The following is an 18194-nucleotide window of genomic DNA, read 5'->3' as shown; positions in this document are numbered from 1 at the left end:
CTATCTCCATCGAAAGCCATGCCGTCGTGGGAACAGGCCCGCGGGTCCGCGGACCCGTGAGGGATGTCGTCGCTCGGTGGGGACCCGGGCGGCCGCCGATCAGGCGGCCTCGATCCTCAGGCGACCTCGATCCTCAGGCGGCCTTGGCCTCGCGACCGATCTGCACCGGCGCGTTGTCCTGCCCGGACGGGGCCGAGACGCCGCCGATGGCGATGCGGCGGGGCTTGAGGGCCTCCGGCACCTCGCGCTTCAGCTCGACGGTCAGCAGGCCGTTCTCCAGGGTCGCGCCGACGACCTTCACGTGCTCGGCCAGGTTGAAGGTCTGGCGGAAGGTGCGCGCCGCGATGCCGCGATGGAGGTAGTGCTTCTCGCCCTCCTGCGCCGCCTTCTGCCCCGAGACCAGCAGCACCGTATCCTGCTGGGTGAGCTCGATCTCGTCGGGCGTGAAGCCCGCCACCGCCATGGTGATGCGGTACTGGTCCTCGGCGACCTTCTCGATGTTGTAGGGCGGCCAAGCCGCGGACGTCTCGACGCGCTCGGCTTGGTTGAGCAACTCGAACAGGCGATCGAAGCCGATCGACGAACGGAACAGGGGCGAAACGTCGTAAGTCCTCATAACCACATCCTCCGATGAGCAACGTGACTACAAGCAACGCCGGACACCGTGTCCGGCGCCCTCCGCGAACCCGGTTTCGGGCCTCGCACGCGCGTAACGCCCCGGCCGCAGCCGGGTTCCACGACACGCGATGATTTTTTGCAATTCGCGCCGTCCGGTGCGTCCCAGCCGTGCGGGGACGTCGGCGGTCTCGGTCAGGCGATGCCGGCGCGCAGCAGGTCGTGGACGTGCACGATGCCCACCGGCCTGCCGTCCGCGACCGCGAAGATGGCGGTGATCAGCCGCCGGTTCATCAGCTCCAGGGCGGCCTGGGCGAGCTTGTGCGGCTCCACGGTGACCGGCTCGCGGGTCATGACCGCCGAGACCGGCGTGTCGAGGAGCGCCGGACCCATGTGGCGGCGCAGGTCGCCGTCCGTGACGATGCCGACGAGGCGCCCGGAGCCGTCGGTGACGCCGACGCAGCCGTAGCGCCGGGCCGCGATCTCGATCAGCACCTCGGACATCAGCGCGGTCTCGTGGACCAGCGGCATGTCCTGGGGGCCGTGCATCACCTGCTGGACGGTCTTGAGGCGGGCGGCCAGCGTGCCGCCGGGATGCAGGGTGTGGAACCGGGCCGAGGTGAAGCCGCGCCGCTCCAGGAGCGCCACCGCCAGGGCGTCGCCCAGCGCCAGCTGGATCAGGCTGGAGGAGGTCGGCGCGAGATCGTGCGGGCAGGATTCCCGCACCCGGGGCAATTCCAGCAGCACGTCGGCGGCCCGGCCGAGGGTGCTCTCGCCGTTGCGGGTGATGGCGACCAAGGGAATCGAGAAGCGGCGGCTGAAGCCGACGAGGTCGGACAGCTCGGCGGTCTCCCCGGACCACGACAGGGCGATGATCACGTCGTCCCGGGCGATCATGCCGAGGTCGCCGTGGCTCGCCTCGGTGGGGTGGACGAAGAACGCGTGGGTGCCGGTCGACGCCAGGGTCGCGGCGATCTTGCGGCCGACATGGCCGCTCTTGCCGATGCCGCTGACGATCACCCGGCCCTTGCTCTGCAGGATCGTCTGCACCGCCTCCTCGAAGGCCGCGCCCAGCCGCCCCTGGAACGCCGCGCTCGCCTCCTGCAGGGCCGCGATGCCGAGCTGCAGGCTGCGCATCCCGAGGTCCCGGGTGGTGGCGAGATGCGCCGACGGCGCGTCGTAACGATCGTCGCGCAGGGCGCTGGAGGCGGGAGCGTTCATCGTTTCCGTTCTGGACCCGTCGACCGGATCCGGCGCCGGGAAACCGGCATCGGGATCGGCGCAGCGAAGCGTGCCCGGTGACGCTAGGCAGCCGTCGTGGTTGAAATGTGACGCGGGGACGACGCGCCGCCGCAGGGCGGCCGGCCGCCCCCCGGTTGAAGCGGCGCCCGCGCGGGTCCATGCTGGCTTCACGCCACACCGACACCGAGGGCCCGAGCCCCATGACCATCCGCTTCCCCGACCCCGACCCCGCCATCCTGGCCCGCCGCGAGGCGATCCTGGCCGGTCTCGCGCCCCTCGTGGCGCCGGAGGCGCTGGTGGCGAGCGAGGACGAGCGCCGGGCCTTCGAGACCGACGGGCTGACCGCCTACCGGCAGATGCCCCTCGCGGTCGTTCTGCCCTCCACCACCGCGGAGGTGTCGGCCGTGATGGCGTATTGCCACGCGCAGGGCGTGCGGGTGGTGCCCCGGGGGGCTGGAACCTCGCTGGCGGGTGGGGCCATCGCGCAGGCGGACGCGATCATCCTCGGCGTCGGCAAGATGACCCAGGTCCTCGACCTCGATTTCGCCGACCGCACGGCGCGGGTGCAGAGCGGCATCACCAACCTGGCGATCTCCGGCGCGGTGAGCCACGAGGGCTTCTTCTACGCCCCCGACCCGTCGAGCCAGCTCGCCTGCACCATCGCGGGCAACATCGCGATGAATTCCGGCGGCGCGCATTGCCTGAAATACGGGGTGACCACCAACAACCTGCTGGGCGTCACCCTGGTGCTCAACGACGGCACCGTGGTGGAGATCGGCGGCGCGCATCTCGACAGCGGCGGCTACGATCTCCTGGGACTCATCTGCGGGTCGGAAGGGCAGCTCGGCATCGTCACCGAGGCGACGGTGCGGATCCTGCGCGCCGCGGAAGGGGCCCGTCCGGCGCTGGTCGGCTTCTCGAAGGTCGAGGACGCGGGCGACTGCGTGGCGGCGATCATCGCGGCCGGCATCATCCCGGTGGCGATCGAGTACATGGACCGGGAGGCGATCCTGATCACCGAGGACTTCGCCCAGGCCGGCTATCCCCGCGACGCCGAGGCGATGCTGATCATCGAGGTCGAGGGCTCGGACACCGAGTGCGACGCGATGCTGGCGCGGATCGAGGCGATCGCCCGGGACTTCCGCCCGACCAGCCTGCGGGTCTCGCGCTCGGAGGCGGAATCCGCCGCGATCTGGAAGGGCCGCAAGTCGGCCTTCGGGGCGACGGGCCGGATCTCCGACTACATCTGCATGGACGGCACGATTCCCACCGGCCAGCTCGGGCCGGTGCTGGAGCGGATCGGCGCGATCTGCGCCGAGAAGGGCCTGCGGGTCGCCAACGTGTTCCACGCGGGCGACGGCAACCTGCACCCGCTGATCCTGTTCGACATCAACAAGCCCGGCGAGCTGCAGAAGGCCGAGGCCGCGGGCGACGAGATCCTGAAGCTCTGCGTCGAGGTCGGCGGCTGCCTCACCGGCGAGCACGGGGTCGGCATCGAGAAGCGCGAGCTGATGCGCTTCCAGTACGCTCAGATCGACCTCGAGCAGCAGATGCGGGTCAAGGCCGTGTTCGACCCCGACTGGATGCTGAACCCCGCCAAGGTGTTCCCCCTGGAGGGACGGCTCGCGGCCTGATCCCGATCCGGGAGCGGACCCCGAGCGGCAGTCCGCGCTCCGCTCCCGCCGGGTGGTCCCGGGGCGTTCAGGCGGCCTCGACCTTGCGGCCGGCACTGCGGCCCTTGGCGGGGGCGCCCGCACCCTTGCGGCGGCCCTGCGCCGGGGTGGCGGCCGCCGTGTCCGCCGGTGCAGCCTCCTTGCCGCCCTGCTGGACGCGACCGGGCTGGCCGAGGCCCAGGCTCTTGGCCAGCGCCGAGCGCTGCGCCGAGTAGTTCGCCGAGGTCGTCGGGTAATCGCTCGGCAGGCCGTAGCGCTCGCGGTAGTTCTGCGGGTCCAGGCCGTGCTTGGTCAGGTGCCGCTTCAGGGTCTTGTACGACTTTCCGTCGATGAAGCTGATCAGACCGTCGGGACGGATCGACTTGCGGATCTGAGCGGGTGTCGGCCGCTCGACGGTCTCGTCGCTGGCGGCGACCGGGCCCGACCCGATCGCGTGCAGCGCCTCGTGAATGCTCGTGATCAGCGTCGGCAGATCCGCTGAGGGCAGCGAGTTGTTGGAAACGTAGGCCGCGACGACGTCTACGGTCTGTTCGATGAAATCCATCTGGGATGTCGGCGCAGCGTCAGACATTCTCTTTCCTTGGCTCCAGAGCCCGATAAGGTCCCCTCTTTTCGCGAGTTAAGACAGCGACCGGAAAAAGCAAGGTGAGGCATACAATTCCCTGTGCCCGGCCAAAAGTCTAAGTATGCATCGCGCGCCTAGGCTTACAGGGCAAGGTTGCATTCACGGCATTAAAGGGGCTCTTCCGGGGCGCTTTATCCCGGCCAGATCTGCGAATGCTGGGCGGATCCGACAGCCGGGTTTTCGTTGACGGGAGAGACCTTTACAGGTGACCGGAGAGCCCGCCTTAGACGGTCTTGCGCGGACACTGATCGGTCCCGTCGAAAAAAACCTTCAATCTTCGAGCAAAATTTCGCGACTGACGGGAGGACCCACGTCATTGGGCCGATCCGCGGAGCCGTGATTCGATGCGCGGCCGCCGGGGCCGGACGGCTTTCAGACGAAGGTCTTGCGCGGATCGAACGCGTCGCGCACCGCCTCGCCGGAGAAGACCAGCAGGCTCAGCATCACGGCGATGACCAGGAAGCCGGTCAGCCCGAGCCACGGCGCCGTCAGGTTGTCCTTGCCCTGGGCGAGGAGCTCGCCGAGCGAGGGCGAGCCCGGCGGCAGCCCGAAGCCGAGGAAGTCCAGCGACGTCAGCGTGGTGATCGAGCCGTTCAGGATGAACGGCAGGAAGGTCAGCGTCGCCACCATGGCGTTCGGCAGCAGGTGGACGGTCATGATCCGGATATTCGACAGGCCGAGCGCCCGGGCGGCCCGGACATACTCGAAGTTCCGCGCCCGCAGGAACTCGGCGCGCACGACGCTCACCAGCGAGACCCACGAGAACAGCAGCATGATCCCGAGCAGCACGAAGAAGCCGGGGGCGATGAAGGCCGAGATGATGATGATCAGGTAGAGCGTCGGGATCCCGCCCCAGACCTCGATGAAGCGCTGGAAGGCGAGATCGACCCAACCGCCGAAATAGCCCTGCACGGCGCCCGCCACCACGCCGATCGCCGACGAGATCGCCGCCAGGATCAGGCCGAACAGCACCGAGATGCGGAAGCCGTAGATCACCCGCGCCAGCACGTCCCGGGTGGTGTTGTCGGTGCCGAGCCAGTGCCAGGGAATGTCCGCGCAGGTCGATCCGCCGAGCCGCTCCGCGACCGGCCTGCACTGCGCGTCCGAGAGCATCCAGGTGGGCGGCGACGGCGAGGGCGTGGGCAGGTCCTCGTTGATCGTGTCGTAGGAGAACCGGATCGGCGGCCAGAGCGCCCAGCCGTTCTCGGCGATCTCCCGGCGGATCTCAGGCGACCGGTAGTCGGTCACCGCCAGGAAGCCGCCGAACGTCTCCTCCGGGTAATCCACCAGCACCGGAACCAGCCACGCGCCCTTGTAGGACAGGACGATCGGCCGGTCGTTGGCGATGAACTCGGCGAACAGGCTGGTGACGAACAGCCCGGTGAAGATCAGGAACGACACGTAGCCGAGGCGGTTGCGGCGGAAATTGTCGAGCCGGCGCCGGTTGAGCGGCGACAGCCGGCCGCGACGGTCCGGGGCCGGCGCCGGGACGCCCTCGTCCGGACGCAGGACGATGGGCTGGGCGCCCGGCATCGGTGCGGGCACGACCTCATTCATCACGATCGTCTCCCGCGCCGGGCTGCGCGCGCGTTCCTGCGGCCGCCGCGGGCGGCGGCGGGGAGGGGATCGCCTCTTCGGTGCGGGCCGGGCCGGGCCGCCGACAGGACGGCGGACCTATCGGGCGTCCAGCCGGGTCGCCGTGCCGTCGATCTCGGTCGGGCGCAGGCCGCCGCTGCGCTCCAGCCAGCGGCGCAGCAGGCGGACGTTGCGGCGATTGGCCTTGAAGGCCGCGTCGAACAGGTCGCCCGCCACCGGCACCGCGCCGATCAACCCGTCGAAGGCGACGTTCAACCCCATCCGAGCCAGCAGCCAGCCGGGGGCGCCGAGGCGCTTGGCCTCGTAGACGATGAAGGACGAGATCACCATGCCGGCCACGTCGCCGATCACCGGCACGAGGCCGATCAGCGCGTCGAACCCGACCCGCCGGTTGATGCCCGGGATCACGAAGGCGGTGTCCATCAGGTGCGCCAGCGTTTCCAGCCGGGCGAGGCTCGCCTCGCGGCCGAGATCCGCCGACAGGAACGGCGGCCGGCCGTCGGGGCGCGGGCCGCCTCCGGAAAAGGTCTCGGCACGGGAGAAGCGCCCGGCCTGGGCAGCCTGGGTGAAGTCCATGGTCGGGATCCGTCGGAGAGCCATCCTGCTCAACGATGTGGCCCCCCGCCTGGATCCGCGCAAGGAATGCGCCCGACCGGCTCACGCCGACCTCCCGGGGCGTCCGCTCCTGAACCCGCTCATGCGGTCGAGCGCCGCATCCAGGGTCGCGTCCGCCTTGGCGAAGCAGAGCCGGACGAGGGTGCGCACGGAGCCGTCCGGATAGAACGCGCTCACCGGGATCGCCGCGACACCGTGGCGCGTGACGAGCGCCTCGCAGAACGCCGCGTCGTCGGCGTAGCCGAGATTGGCGACGTCGATGTTGAGGAACCACGTGGCCCCGGCCGGCAGGACCTCGAAGCCGAGGTCGCGCAGGCCGCCGGCCAGCCGGTCCCGGGACCGGGCGTAGCCGGCCCGCATGGCCTCGAACCACGGGAGCGGCTTTCCGAGCCCGAAGGCCACCGCCTCCTGAAGGTTGGGCGGCGTGGTGAAGGTGAGGAACTGGTGCGCCTTGGCGAGCCCGCGCATCAGCCGGGCATCCGCCATGACGAACCCGACCTTCCAGCCGGTGAGGGAGAAGATCTTGCCCGCCGAACCGACCTTGACGGTTCGCTCGCGCATCCCCGGCAGCGCCATCAGCGGCCGGTGCCCGGCACCGTCGAAGACCACGTGCTCCCAGACCTCATCGCAGAGCGCGGTCACGTCGAAGCGCCGGCAGTAGCGGGCGAGCAGGTCGAGGTCGTCGTGCCCGAACAGCGTGGCGCTCGGGTTGAGGGGATTGTTCAGCACCACCACGCGGGTGCGGTCCCCGAAGGCCTCCGCCAGGGCGGCCTCGTCGAGGCGGAAGGCCGGCGGCCGCAGGGACACGATCCGCGGCACGCCGCCGGCCCGGCGGACGAGCGGCAGGTAGGCGTCGTACATGGGCGCGAACAGCACGACCTCGTCGCCGGGCTCGATCAGGGCCAGGAGCGCACCGGCGAGCGCCTCGGTGGCACCGGAGGTCACCATCACCTCGGTCTCGGGGTCGAGGGCGAGCCCCTGGTGCAGGGCGTAATGCGCGGCGACCGCCTCGCGCAGCGCCGGCAGCCCCATCATCGGCGGATACTGGTTCCATCCGTCGCGGAGCGCCCGGGCCCCGTGCTCGCGCAGATCCGCGGGGCCGGGATCGTCGGGGAAGCCCTGGCCGAGATTGATCGCGTCGTGGACCCGCGCCAGCCGCGACATGGTCTCGAACACCGTCGTCGGCAGGGTGTCGAAGACGGTGTTCATGCGGCGCGGCGCGCGGCTCGGGGCTTCTGGGGGCTCGGCATGGCAGATCTCGGCAAGGCAGATCGTGAAACGGCAAGGCGTGGCGCGGCCGGCCTCTACCATGAGCGCCGCGTCTTGCGGAATGTGTGCCGCCGCACAGACCCGGTTTCCGACACACTGAGTGCGGCTGACGAATGTTGACATTCATCACTCGTATCGTAGGTTGAGGGCACGGCCGGAGCAGCACCCTCACCGATAGGGCTTCGCCCCCTCGCCCCAGCGGCGGGTGCTGCTCCGGTCCTCACGAAGGGCCATCGACTTGCGGGTCGGTGGCCCTTTCGTCATGTCCGGGGCCGGCCGGCCCGGAACCCCGGAAGCGACATGCGGACGACATCACCCCGCCTCCTCGGCTGTCTGCTCCTGGCCGTTCTGGTCGGCGGCCTCGGGATCGGTCTGCGCCGCGCCGTCGCGGTCACCCCGGTGGATGCCGCCTTCCGCGCGGTGCTGCGGGCCTATGGCCCCCCGGACTCCACCGGCGGATCGCAGCAACACGACTGAAACCTCGCCGCCCTAGTGGCGGCGCATTGGGCAGGCACCGGATACGCCGCGCGGTGAACATGTCGCCGCGGTAAGGAGCCGTTCGGGTTCCGGACAGCTTTATGGGCTTACGCTCCCGCCATGCGGGTCTCCGGGGCGCAGCAGGACGCGGCGTCGCAGGGGGCCGGAATGGGGGCTTCGACAGCGAGGGATAGGGTGCCGACGGTCGCGCAGGCGACCGGGCTGTGCTCTAGTCAGGCATGAACGAGAGTTCACCGATCCGGACCGACACGGCCCGCGCCTATCAACCCGGCGAGGCACCCGCGCGCGATGTCCGGTCGCGGCGCTTCCGGCCGATCCGCTGGCTGGTCATCCTGGTGCTGCTCGCGGGCGCCGGGGCGATCGGCCATCGCTGGTACGAGGCCCGCACCGACAAGGGCGCGGAGCCCGCCACGGCGACCCGGACCGGCGGCCGCGGCGGTCGGCACGGCGGCGGCTCCGACATGCCGCAGGCGGTGGGCATCGCGGCGGTCACGACCGGCGACATGCCCGTGGTGCTGCAGGGCCTCGGCACGGTGACGCCCCTCGCCACCGTGACGGTGAAATCGCAGATCAGCGGCTACCTCACGCAGGTGAAGTTCCGCGAGGGCCAGGCGGTCAAGGCCGGCGACGAACTCGCCCAGATCGATTCCCGCCCCTACGAGGCGCTCCTCGCCCAGTACCAGGGCCAGCTTGCCCGCGACCAGGCCCTGCTGCAGAACGCCAAGCTCGACCTGCAGCGCTACCAGACCCTGAACCGGCAGGACTCCATCTCGAAGCAGAACGTCGACACCCAGGCCGCCCTGGTGAAGCAGAACGAGGGCACCGTCGCGGCCGATCAGGCGCTGGTCGACCAGCAGAAGCTCAACATCGCCTACACGCACATCACCTCCCCGGTGGAGGGGCGGGTCGGCCTGCGGCAGGTCGATCAGGGCAACTACATCTCGGCCGCCTCCACGGCGATCGTGGTGGTGACCCAGCTCCACCCGATCTCGGTGCTCTTCACCCTGCCGGAGGACGACGTGGCGCGGGTGATGCGCCAGGTGCGGGCGGGCGCGAAGCTCACCGTGCGGGCCTACGACCGCGGCGACGCCCACGAGATCGCCACCGGCCGGCTCGACACGGTCGACAACCAGATCGACACGACCACCGGCACGGTGAAGCTGCGGGCCCTGTTCGACAACGCCGACGAGGAGCTGTTCCCCAACCAGTTCGTCAACGCCAAGCTCACCGTCGACACGGTGCGGAACGCGACGCTGGTGCCCAACGCCAGCCTGCTCCAGGGCACGCCCGGCACCTACGTCTACCTGATGGACGGGGACAGCAAGGTCGCGGTCCGGCCGGTCAAGACCGGCGAGACCGACGGGACCAGCACCGTGGTGGCCTCGGGCCTCAACCCGGGCGACCGCGTCGTCACCGACGGCACCGACCGGCTGAAGGACGGGGCCCCGGTGCGGATCACCGAGGGCGCCCAGGCGGCGGCCGGCGACGGCAAGGCTGCCGAGGCGAAACCGGCCGACGCCGCGGCGACGGACTCGCAGGGCGCAACGGAGGGCGGTCGTCGGCACCGGCGCCGTCAGGCGCAGTGAGTTCGGATCTGGCGCACGATAGCCGCTTCCCTTCCTCCCCCGTCTGCGGGGGAGGGTGGCCCCTGCGTCAGCAGGGGTCGGTAGAGGGGAGCGACGGTACCGGCGAGGGCGCTGGCCTTCATCAAGGCTGCGCCCCTTATGGAAGCGTCGCTCCCCTCTCCCCCCCTGCTGCGCCGGGTACCCGCCCCCGCAGAGGGGGGAGGGATAGGGCGCGCGCGCCATGAACCCGTCCCGCCTGTTCATCCTCCGCCCGGTGGCGACGACCCTCCTGATGCTGGCGATCCTAATCGTCGGCGGCGTGTCGTATCTGAACCTGCCGATCTCGGCGCTGCCGGCCGTCGACTACCCGACGATCCAGGTCCAGACCTTCTATCCCGGCGCCAGCCCCGAGGTGATGACCTCCTCGGTTACGGCGCCGCTGGAGCGGCAGTTCGGCCAGCTCGCCAACCTCAACCAGATGACCTCGCAATCCTCGGCGGGCGCCTCGGTCATCACCCTGCAGTTCAGCCTGGAATTGCCCCTCGACATCGCCGAGCAGCAGGTCCAGGCGGCGATCAACGCCGCCGGCAACCTGCTGCCCTCGGATCTCCCGGCGCCCCCGATCTACGCCAAGGTCAACCCGGCGGACGCCCCGGTCCTGACCCTGGCGCTGACCTCCAAGACCCTGCCGCTCACCCAGGTGCGGGATCTCGCGGAGTCGCGGCTCGCGCAGAAGATCAGCCAGGTGGCGGGCGTCGGGCTGGTGAGCATCTCGGGCGGGCAGCGCCCGGCCGTGCGGGTCCGGTTCAACGCCCGGGCGCTCGCCGCCTACGGGCTCAACATCGACGACCTGCGCACCACCATCACCAACCTCAACGTCAACACGCCCAAGGGCACCATCGACGGGCCCAAGCAATCCTACGCGATCAACGCCAACGACCAGATCCGCGACCCGAAGGCCTACAACGCCGCGATCATCGCCTACCGCAACGGCGCCCCGGTGATGCTCTCCGAGGTGGCCGACGTGGTCGAGGGGCCGGAGAACACCAAGCTCGGGGCCTGGGCCGACGCGACGCCGGCGGTGATCCTCAACATCCAGCGCCAGCCGGGCGCCAACGTCATCGCGACCGTCGACAAGATCAAATCCCTGCTGCCGCAGCTCCAGGCGAGCCTGCCGACCGCCGTGGCGGTGGCGCCGCTCACCGACCGCACCACCACGATCCGCGCCTCCGTGGAGGACGTGCAGTTCGAGCTGGGCCTCGCCATCGCGCTGGTGGTGCTGGTGATCTTCCTGTTCCTGCGCAGCCTGTCGGCGACCCTGATCCCGAGCCTGTCGGTGCCCCTGTCGCTGGTCGGCGCCCTGTCGGTGATGGATCTCTACGGCTTCTCCCTCGACAACCTGTCGCTGATGGCGCTGACCATCGCCACCGGCTTCGTGGTCGACGACGCCATCGTGGTGATCGAGAACATCGCCCGCCACGTGGAGGCCGGGGACTCGCCCCTGGAGGCGGCGCTGAAGGGCTCCCGCGAGATCGGCTTCACCATCATCTCGCTCACGGTCTCGCTGATCGCCGTGCTGATCCCGCTCCTGTTCATGGGCGACGTGGTCGGGCGCCTGTTCCATGAGTTCGCCATCACGCTGGCGGCGACCATCATCATCTCGGCCGTGGTCTCGCTGACCCTGGTGCCGATGCTGTGCGCGCGGCTCCTGAAGCACGCGCCGGAGACGCAGGTCCGCCGCGAGGGCGTGATCGCCCGCCTGGGCCGGCGCGCGATCGACGGCACCATCGCGTCCTACGGCCGCTCCCTGCGCGTCGTCCTGGACCACCAGGGCCTGACGCTGCTGGTGGCCCTCGGGACGCTGGCGCTCACCGCCTACCTGTTCGTGGTCATCCCGAAGGGCTTCTTCCCCGTGCAGGACACGGGGGTGATCCAGGGCATCACGCAGGCGGACCAGTCGGTCTCCTACGGGGCGATGGCCGAGCGCCAGCAGCGGATGGCCGAGATCGTCCTCCGGGATCCGGACGTCGCCAGCCTGTCCTCGTTCATCGGCGTCGACGGCCAGAACGTCACGCTCAATTCCGGCCGGATGCTGATCAACCTGAAGCCCCGGGAGGCGCGCACGGAATCCGCCAGCGCGATCATCCGGCGGATCTCGGCGGCGGCCGCGGGCGAGCCCGGCGTCCGGCTCTACATGCAGCCGGTCCAGGACCTGACCATCGACACCGCGGTCTCGGCGACCCAGTACCAGGTCATCCTGGAGAGCCCGAACATCGACGATTTCGAGACCTGGGTGCCGCGCTTCACCGAGGCGCTGGCGACGTCGCCCGTGGTCACGGACGTGGCCAGCGACCACCAGGGCCAGGGGCTCGCCGCCTACGTAACCATCGACCGGCCCACCGCCGGCCGCTACGGCATCACCCCGGCCACCATCGACAACGCGCTCTACGACGCCTTCGGCCAGCGGATCATCTCGACGATCTTCACCCAGTCCAACCAGTACCGGGTGATCCTGGAGGCCGATCCGAAGCTGCACACGACCCTGCGCAGCCTCGAGACGATCTACCTGCCCTCGTCCACGGCGACCAACGGACAGGTGCCGCTCTCCGCGGTGGCGCGGATCAGCGAGCGGCGGGCGCCGCTCCTGATCTCGCATCTCGGCCAGTTCCCCGCCACCACCGTGTCGTTCAACCTCGCCCCGGGCGCCGCCCTCGGGCAGGCGGTGGAGGCGATTGACCGGGTCAAGGCCGAGATCGGGCTGCCGGCCTCGTTCCGGGTGGTGCCACAGGGTTCGGTCTTCGCCTTCCAGTCGGCGCTGGGCAACGAGCTGTTCCTGGTGCTGGCGGCGATCGTCACCGTCTACATCGTGCTGGGCGTGCTCTACGAGAGCTTCATCCACCCGATCACCATCCTGTCGACGCTGCCGTCGGCGGGGATCGGGGCGCTCCTCGGGCTGATGCTGTTCGGCCTGTCGCTCGACATCATCGCGGTGATCGGCATCGTGCTGCTGATCGGCATCGTGAAGAAGAACGCCATCATGATGATCGACTTCGCCCTCCAGGCGGAGCGCGAGGACGGGCTGGAGCCCCGCGAGGCGATCTTCCAGGCCTGCCTGCTGCGCTTCCGGCCGATCCTGATGACGACGCTGGCGGCGCTCTTCGCCGCGGTGCCGCTGATCCTGGGCACCGGCGTCGGCTCGGAGCTGCGCCAGCCGCTCGGGATCTGCATCGCGGGCGGCCTCATCGTCAGCCAGGTGCTGACGCTGTTCACCACGCCGGTGATCTATCTGGCGTTCGACCGGCTCGAGCGGCGGATCGCGGGGCGGCGGGATCCCGATCTCGCGGCCGGCGAGGCGCTGCCGTGAACATCTCCGAGCCGTTCATCCGGCGGCCGGTGGCGACCACGCTGCTCACCATCGGCGTGCTGCTCGCCGGGCTGTTCGCCTTCCTGAAGCTGCCGGTGGCGCCGCTGCCGCAGATCGACTTCCCCGTCATCCTGGTCCAGGCGCAGATGCCCGGCGCCTCCCCCGACACCATGGCCACCACCGTGGCGGCGCCCCTGGAGCGGCGGCTCGGCGCCATCGCGGACGTCAACGAGATGACGTCGACCAACACCCTGGGCTCCACCCGGATCGTGCTGCTGTTCGGCCTCAACCGCGACATCGACGGGGCCGCCCGCGACGTCCAGGCCGCCATCAACGCCGCCCGGGCCGACCTCCCCACCGCCCTGCGTCAGAACCCGACCTATCGGAAGTTCAACCCCGCCGACACGCCGATCATCATCCTGGGCATGACCTCGGAGACGCTCACCCGGGGCCAGGTCTATGATTCCGCCGCCACGGTGGTGCAGCAGAAGCTGTCGCAGCTGCCCGGGGTCGGCAACGTCGATATCGGCGGCTCGTCCCTGCCGGCGGTGCGGGTCGAGCTCGATCCCACCGCCCTGTTCAACTACGGCATCGGCCTCGAAGGCATCCGGGCCGCGCTCGCCTCGGCCAACGCCAACTCGCCCAAGGGCGAGATCGACGCCGGCGACCGCCGCTACCAGCTCTACGCCAACGATCAGGGCCGGACGGCCGCCGATTACCGCGACATCATCGTGGCCTACCGGAACGGCGCCGCGGTGAAGCTCACCGATGTCGGCCAAGTGCTCGACGGCGTCGAGGACAAGCGCAACCTCGGCATCGTCAACGGCAAGCCCGGCGTGCTGCTGTTCGTCTACAAGCAGCCCGGCGCCAACGTGGTCGAGACCATCAACGCCGTGAAGGAGGCGCTGCCGCAGATCACCGCGGCGCTGCCGGGCGGCATCGACATCAAGCTCACCGGCGACCGCAGCGCCACGATCCGCGCCTCCCTGTCGGCCACCGAGGAGACGCTCCTGGTGGCGGTCGGCCTCGTGATCCTGGTGGTGTTCGCCTTCCTGCGCTCCTGGCGGGCCACGCTGATCCCGGCCGTCGCCGTGCCGATCTCGATCATCGGCACCTTCTCGGCGATGTATCTGCTCGGCTACTCGCTCAACATCCTCTCGCTCACCGCGCTGATCATCGGCACCGGCTTCGTGGTCGACGACGCCATCGTGGTGCTGGAGAACGTCCAGCGGCACATCGAGGCGGGCAAGCCGAGGCTCCAGGCGGCGCTGATCGGCGCCCGGGAGGTCGGCTTCACGGTCATCTCGATGAGCCTGTCGCTCATCGCGGTGTTCCTGCCGATCCTGCTGATGGGCGGCCTCGTCGGCCGCATCTTCCAGGAATTCTCCGTCACCCTGTCCCTGTCGATCCTGATCTCCCTGGTGCTGTCGCTCACCACGACGCCGATGATGTGCGCCCGGCTGCTCCGGGCCGAGGGGCACGGCCCCGACGGGGGACCCGCGCCGGGGCACCGGCCGAACCTGCTGATCCGGCTCCTGGAGGGGGGCTTCTCCCGGCTGCTCGACGGCTACGCGCGGACCCTCGCGGTGGCGCTCGCCCATCCGCGCCTCGTGCTGCTCACCCTGCTCGCCACGGTCGGCCTCAACGTCTACCTCTACGTGATCGTCCCGAAGGGCTTCTTCCCCGAGCAGGACACCGGCCAGATGATGGGCGGCGTCCAGGCCGACCAGCGCATCTCGTTCCAGTCCATGGAGGCCAAGCTCAAGCACGCGACCGCGATCGTCGGCGCGGACCCGGCGGTCGAGAGCGTCGTGGGCTTCACGGGCGGGCGCGGCACCAACTCGGCCAACGTGTTCGTCGGCCTGAAGCCGCTCAACCAGCGGGCGCCGATCTCCGCCGTCATGGCGCGGCTGCGGCCGAAGCTCGCCCAGGTGGCGGGGGCGCGCCTCTACGTCTTCCCGCGCCAGGACCTGCAGATGGGCGGCCGCCAGAGCTTCGCCCAGTATCAGTACACCCTGCAGGGCGATACCGCCGAGGAGCTGTTCGCCGCCGCCCCGAAGCTGCTGGCCGCCCTGCAGAAGGATCCGACCTTCGTCGACGTGACCTCCGACCAGCAGGAGGGCGGGCTGGAGACCCGGGTGGAGATCGACCGGGCGACGGCGTTCCGCTACGGCATCACCCCGAACAAGATCGACAACACCCTCTACGACGCCTTCGGCCAGCGCCAGGTCTCGACCATCTACAACCCGTTGAACCAGTACCATGTCGTGATGGAGATCGCCCCGCGCTACCTGGAGACGCCCGAGACCCTGAAGCAGATCTACGTCTCGACCTCCGGGGGCAATGCCGCGGGCTCGGCCACCACCAACGCGGTGGCCGGCACGGTGGCGGCCGGCGGGAGCGTCAACACCAACGCGGCGACCGGCACCAGCAGCCCGGGCAGCGGCCTCCCGGCGGCCGGTGCGGCCACGGGCACCGGAGCCGTCGGCGGCACCTCGGGCGGTGCGGGCGCCGTCGCGGCGACGGCCGCCGCCTCCGCCAGCACGGCCGACACCGCCTCGAACGCCGCCGCCATCGCGTCCGATTCGGCCCGCAACGCCTCGGCCAACGCCATCGCGGCCTCCAAGGGCGGGGCCTCGTCGAGCGCCCCGGTCTCGGCCGCCAAGGAGACGATGGTTCCGCTCTCGGCCTTCGCGCGGATCGCCCCCGGCAACGCCCCCGTGCAGGTGAGCCACCAGGGCCTGTTCGTGGCGACCACGGTCTCGTTCAACCTCGCCCCGGGCAAGAGCCTGTCGGACGCCACCGAGGCGATCGACCGGGCGATGGCGTCCCTGCGTCTGCCGGCCACGATCCACGGCGAGTATGCCGGCGCGGCCAAGAACTACATCGCCTCGGCCTCGCGCCAGCCGCTGCTGATCCTGGCGGCGATCCTGGCGGTCTACGCGGTGCTGGGGATCCTGTACGAGAGCTTCGTGCACCCGCTCACGATCCTGTCGACGCTGCCGTCCGCCGGCGTCGGCGCGGTGCTGGCCCTGCTGGTCACCGGCACCGACTTCACCATCATCGCGCTGATCGCGGTGTTCCTGCTCATCGGCATCGTGAAGAAGAACGCGATCATGATGATCGACGTGGCGATCGACGCGGAGCGGACCCAGGGGGCGAATCCCGTGGACGCGATCCGCGAGGCCTGTCTCCTGCGCTTCCGACCGATCATGATGACCACGCTGGCGGCCATGCTCGGGGCCGTGCCGCTGATCCTGGCCAACGGCGAGGGCGCGGAGCTGCGCCGGCCCCTGGGCATCGCCATCGTCGGCGGCTTGATCGTGAGCCAGATCCTGACCCTCTACACCACCCCCGTCGTCTACCTCACCCTCGATCGCCTCCGGCACAGGGTGCTCGACCGCCGCAGACGCGCCGGGCGGGGCGGAGAAGCGGCATTGTCGGCCGGAGAGTGATGCGTTCGTTTTCACGTGAAACAGCGGCCGCGGCGAACGCGCGCGTCCTCCCTCCCGCGTCTGCGGGGGAGGGAGGCCCGGCCGTCGGGCCGGGTCGGGGGAGGGGGGCGTCGCGCCGCTTCGCCGCCCTCCTCCTCGCCGCGCCCCTGCTGGCGGGCTGCGTGGTCGGGCCCGACTACACCCGGCCCTCCGTGGAGACGCCCCTGGGCTATCGGGAGGGCGGAACGCGCGAGGACAGCGCCGCCGCCGTCGCCGCCCGGAAGAAGGGCTGGCGCGAGGCCCGGCCGAACGACGCCGTCGAGCGCGGCGACTGGTGGCGGGTGTTCCGGGACGCGAACCTCGACCGGCTGGTCCGCCTCGTCGATGTCGACAACCAGTCCCTGCGGCAGGCGGTGGCGAATTACCGGCAGGCCCGGGCGCTCGTCGCCTCCGCGCAGGCCGCCCTGTACCCCACGGTGATCGGCGCGCCGAGCATCACCCGGACCGGCAGCGGCAACACGGTGCGCACCAGCGTGTCCCTGATCGGCCAGGCGAGCTGGGAACTCGACCTGTTCGGCGGCACCCGCCGCACCATCGAGAGCGAGGCGGCGCTCGCCCAGTCCGATGCCGCCACCATCGCGCTCACCCGCCTCACGATCCAGGCCGAGGTCGCGGCCGATTACCTGACGGTCCGCTACGCCGACGCCCTCCAGAAGGTGCTCGACGAGAACGTCGAGAACTTCAAGAAGACGCTGGCGATCACCGAGAACCAGTACGCCGCCGGCGTCGCCGCCCGCTCCGACGTGATCACCGCGCAGACCCAGGTCCAGACCATCGAGGCCCAGGCGATCGCGGTGCGGCTGACCCGGGTGCAGTACGTGAACGCCATCGCCACCCTGATCGGGCGGCCGCCCTCCGAGGTGTCGATCCCGGTAGCCGGTCTCGGCCGGAATCCGCCCGCCGTGCCGGTGGGGATCCCCAGCGACCTGCTCGAGCGGCGCCCGGATGTCGCCCAGGCCGAGCGCCTCGTCCAGGCCCAGAGCGAGCGCATCGGCGTGGCGGTGGCGGCCTTCTTCCCCACCGTGACGATCTCGGCCCAGGGGGGCATCTCCGGGCTCACCCGCGGCGGGCTGTTCTCGGCGGCCAACCAAGTCTGGTCCGTGACGGCGGCCGGCAGCGAGGTCCTGTTCGACGGCGGCGCCCGCACGGCGGCCCTCCGCTCGGCCGAGGCCGGCTACGATTCCGCGGTGGCCGGCTACCGGCAGGTGGTGCTCTCCGCCTTCGCCGAGGTGGAGAACCAGATGGCCGCCCTGCGCATCCTCGGCCAGCAGCAGGGGGCGCAGGACAAGGCCGTCGACCTCTCGCGCAAGGCCGTGGAGATCACCCTCAACGAGTACCGGGCCGGCACGCAGAACTTCACCACCGTGGTGACCGCGCAGGGGCTGCTCGTGACCAACGAGATCAACGCCCTCCAGGTGCGGCTGAACCGCTTCACCGCGGCGGTCACGCTGATCAGGGCGCTGGGCGGCGGCTGGGACATGCGGTCCCTGCCGAGCGATTCCGAGCTGAAGGGCCCGAGCCTGCCGATCGATCGGGGCGGGCAGGCGGTGCGCCCCGACGAGTAGGGATCCGGTGGGGCCGGGATGCCGAAGGCCGCGCCGCCCAGGTTGGCTCCGCCCCCACGGACCGGACGGGCCT

Annotated in this window: 12 protein-coding genes; 6 read left to right on the top strand and 6 right to left on the bottom strand. The window is 70.5% G+C overall.

Translation table 11 applies throughout. From position 1 onward, the window contains the following. Positions 1-133: 133 nt before the first annotated feature. Both MKL01_RS18355 and MKL01_RS18350 read right to left on the bottom strand, forming a co-directional pair. A complete protein-coding gene (locus MKL01_RS18355; RefSeq protein ID WP_243906643.1) occupies positions 134-616 on the bottom strand; it encodes an Hsp20 family protein in 483 nt (160 codons plus the stop codon). 194 nt (positions 617-810) lie between these two features. Next, a complete protein-coding gene (locus MKL01_RS18350; protein WP_243906642.1) occupies positions 811-1836 on the bottom strand; it encodes an SIS domain-containing protein in 1026 nt (341 codons plus the stop codon). Positions 1837-2057: 221 nt separating this feature from the next. Here MKL01_RS18350 and MKL01_RS18345 point away from each other — a divergent pair, with 221 nt between their 5' ends. After that, a complete protein-coding gene (locus tag MKL01_RS18345; RefSeq protein WP_243906658.1) occupies positions 2058-3491 on the top strand; it encodes an FAD-linked oxidase C-terminal domain-containing protein in 1434 nt (477 codons plus the stop codon). 67 nt (positions 3492-3558) lie between these two features. On the opposite strand, the gene MKL01_RS18340 is transcribed toward MKL01_RS18345, so the two are convergent. The 4 genes from MKL01_RS18340 to MKL01_RS18325 form a co-directional block, all read right to left on the bottom strand. Then, entirely contained in the window at positions 3559-4101 is a 543-nt protein-coding gene (locus MKL01_RS18340) for a MucR family transcriptional regulator (protein ID WP_243906641.1), read from the bottom strand. A gap of 426 nt (positions 4102-4527) precedes the next feature. Next, positions 4528-5712, bottom strand: coding sequence for an ABC transporter permease (locus MKL01_RS18335; RefSeq protein ID WP_243906640.1), 1185 nt, complete (start codon positions 5710-5712; stop codon positions 4528-4530). A 117-nt stretch (positions 5713-5829) separates the two neighbouring features. Continuing rightward, positions 5830-6327: a DUF4112 domain-containing protein gene (locus tag MKL01_RS18330; RefSeq protein WP_243906639.1), complete on the bottom strand. Its 498-nt coding sequence runs from the start codon at positions 6325-6327 to the stop codon at positions 5830-5832. An 81-nt stretch (positions 6328-6408) separates the two neighbouring features. Then, on the bottom strand, positions 6409-7575 hold the full coding sequence (locus tag MKL01_RS18325; RefSeq protein WP_243906638.1) for an aminotransferase: 1167 nt from the start codon (positions 7573-7575) through the stop codon (positions 6409-6411). A 360-nt stretch (positions 7576-7935) separates the two neighbouring features. Between MKL01_RS18325 and MKL01_RS18320 the strand changes: the two genes are divergently transcribed. The 5 genes from MKL01_RS18320 to MKL01_RS18300 all read left to right on the top strand — a co-directional run bounded on the left by MKL01_RS18320 (position 7936) and on the right by MKL01_RS18300 (position 18121). After that, positions 7936-8112 (top strand): hypothetical protein, encoded by a 177-nt coding sequence (locus MKL01_RS18320; RefSeq protein WP_243906637.1) that lies wholly within the window; start codon positions 7936-7938, stop codon positions 8110-8112. A gap of 239 nt (positions 8113-8351) precedes the next feature. Beyond that, complete coding sequence (locus MKL01_RS18315) at positions 8352-9719, top strand: MdtA/MuxA family multidrug efflux RND transporter periplasmic adaptor subunit (protein ID WP_243906636.1); 1368 nt, start codon at positions 8352-8354, stop codon at positions 9717-9719. Positions 9720-9939: 220 nt separating this feature from the next. Beyond that, positions 9940-13062 (top strand): MdtB/MuxB family multidrug efflux RND transporter permease subunit, encoded by a 3123-nt coding sequence (locus tag MKL01_RS18310; protein ID WP_243906635.1) that lies wholly within the window; start codon positions 9940-9942, stop codon positions 13060-13062. Then, the gene (locus MKL01_RS18305) at positions 13059-16517 is read left to right on the top strand and encodes an efflux RND transporter permease subunit (RefSeq protein ID WP_243906634.1); all 3459 of its coding nucleotides are present in this window, start codon (positions 13059-13061) and stop codon (positions 16515-16517) included. Before MKL01_RS18310 ends, MKL01_RS18305 begins: the two co-directional genes overlap by 4 nt. Further along, the gene (locus MKL01_RS18300) at positions 16517-18121 is read left to right on the top strand and encodes an efflux transporter outer membrane subunit (protein ID WP_409566276.1); all 1605 of its coding nucleotides are present in this window, start codon (positions 16517-16519) and stop codon (positions 18119-18121) included. Before MKL01_RS18305 ends, MKL01_RS18300 begins: the two co-directional genes overlap by 1 nt. Positions 18122-18194 lie beyond the last annotated feature (73 nt).

This window comes from Methylobacterium sp. J-070, assembly GCF_022829385.1.
GTDB lineage: Bacteria > Pseudomonadota > Alphaproteobacteria > Rhizobiales > Beijerinckiaceae > Methylobacterium.
This window is presented reverse-complemented; position numbering and strand designations above follow the sequence as displayed.

Excerpts from the sequence above, each read along its gene's own strand:
- MKL01_RS18355 (WP_243906643.1), bottom strand. The coding sequence starts at position 616 with ATGAGGACTTACGACGTTTCGCCCCTGTTCCGTTCGTCGATCGGCTTC.
- MKL01_RS18350 (WP_243906642.1), bottom strand. The coding sequence starts at position 1,836 with ATGAACGCTCCCGCCTCCAGCGCCCTGCGCGACGATCGTTACGACGCG.
- MKL01_RS18345 (WP_243906658.1), top strand. The coding sequence starts at position 2,058 with ATGACCATCCGCTTCCCCGACCCCGACCCCGCCATCCTGGCCCGCCGC.
- MKL01_RS18340 (WP_243906641.1), bottom strand. The coding sequence starts at position 4,101 with ATGTCTGACGCTGCGCCGACATCCCAGATGGATTTCATCGAACAGACC.
- MKL01_RS18335 (WP_243906640.1), bottom strand. The coding sequence starts at position 5,712 with ATGAATGAGGTCGTGCCCGCACCGATGCCGGGCGCCCAGCCCATCGTC.
- MKL01_RS18330 (WP_243906639.1), bottom strand. The coding sequence starts at position 6,327 with ATGGACTTCACCCAGGCTGCCCAGGCCGGGCGCTTCTCCCGTGCCGAG.
- MKL01_RS18325 (WP_243906638.1), bottom strand. The coding sequence starts at position 7,575 with ATGAACACCGTCTTCGACACCCTGCCGACGACGGTGTTCGAGACCATG.
- MKL01_RS18320 (WP_243906637.1), top strand. The coding sequence starts at position 7,936 with ATGCGGACGACATCACCCCGCCTCCTCGGCTGTCTGCTCCTGGCCGTT.
- MKL01_RS18315 (WP_243906636.1), top strand. The coding sequence starts at position 8,352 with ATGAACGAGAGTTCACCGATCCGGACCGACACGGCCCGCGCCTATCAA.
- MKL01_RS18310 (WP_243906635.1), top strand. The coding sequence starts at position 9,940 with ATGAACCCGTCCCGCCTGTTCATCCTCCGCCCGGTGGCGACGACCCTC.
- MKL01_RS18300 (WP_409566276.1), top strand. The coding sequence starts at position 16,517 with ATGCGTTCGTTTTCACGTGAAACAGCGGCCGCGGCGAACGCGCGCGTC.